We start from the raw sequence: 1,065 nt of genomic DNA, 5'->3' as shown, positions 1-1,065 counted from the left end.
CGCCGGGGCGGGGTTCCTCTACCTGGCCGACACGACGCAGGAGGCGCGGGAGGCCTTCGGGCCGACGTACGAGAAGATCGTCGAGTTCTTCAACCCGCCGCCGAGGCCGCCGGAAGGGTCGGTACGCCGGGTGAGCACGGCCCAGACGGTCTTGCCGCCCGACCAGGAACGGCTGCACCCCCACACCCGCGCCACCTGGGCGATCATGCGGAGACCGAGCCCCGGTTCGAGGGCGCCGAGCCGCTCCAGCAGGACCGCCTGCGCCGCGTCGTCGTCGCTGACCGCGACGCTCAGGACGCCGCGCCGCAGCTCCAGGCGCAACCGCGGGAGCGAGTCGGTGTGGCGGATGGCGTTCTCGACGAGTTCCGTCGCGACCAGCAGCGCGTCCTCGGCGAAGTGCGGCACACCCCACTCGGCGCAGATCCGGCGGACGAAGTCGCGGGCGAGGGCCGAGGAGTTCGCCGAGCGGGCGAGCAGCTGGGCGGCCCGCCGCCGCGGCGGCCGGGACAGCAGGTTCTCGGCCGTCTCGCGGTCGTCGTGCACCGGGACGAACCGGTCGACGGTCCGGTCGGCGAACATCGTCCGGTGCTCGGGACGGCCGGTGACGACGGTGAAGGGGATGCCCGGCCAGTCACCGATCCTCAGGGCGACCAACGAGAACACGGTCACCAGCGCCGCGTCGCCGATCTCCAGCCCGTCGATGTCCGCGATCAGCCCGTCGGATGCCTCCGTGGCGATCTTGAGCAGCCCGTCGCGCAGGTGGGGATAGGACTCGCCGTCGAGGACCCCGGTCACGAGAGTGGTCGTCGCCGCGGCCCGGTGCCGCGGCTCCAGGTGTAGCCGGCCGCTCACCGCGTGGTCCCCTCCCCCGCGTCCGCCGACAGGGTGAGCAGCGACCGAACCGGCTCAGGCACGGCTTCGACACCGCCGGCGCACGCGCCGACGACCACGACGTCCCGCGGGGATGCGGGCAAGGCCACCACCTCCTGCGGACACGGTAGACCCAGAGATCCCGCGCGGGTAGCCCAGCGGAGGCAGGACGAAACGCATGGTCACGCCCCGGCG

The 1,065-nt window shown here is 73.4% G+C and carries 2 protein-coding genes; both read right to left on the bottom strand.

From position 1 onward, the window contains the following. Positions 1-18: 18 nt before the first annotated feature. Complete coding sequence (locus ABZ342_RS48935; protein WP_360488938.1) at positions 19-852, bottom strand: ATP-binding protein; 834 nt, start codon at positions 850-852, stop codon at positions 19-21. Beyond that, positions 849-974: a hypothetical protein gene (locus ABZ342_RS48930; protein WP_360488936.1), complete on the bottom strand. Its 126-nt coding sequence runs from the start codon at positions 972-974 to the stop codon at positions 849-851. The genes ABZ342_RS48935 and ABZ342_RS48930 overlap by 4 nt, the downstream gene beginning before the upstream one ends. Positions 975-1,065: the final 91 nt, after the last annotated feature.

This window comes from Amycolatopsis sp. NPDC005961, assembly GCF_040629235.1.
Taxonomy (GTDB): domain Bacteria; phylum Actinomycetota; class Actinomycetes; order Mycobacteriales; family Pseudonocardiaceae; genus Amycolatopsis; species Amycolatopsis camponoti.
This window is presented reverse-complemented; position numbering and strand designations above follow the sequence as displayed.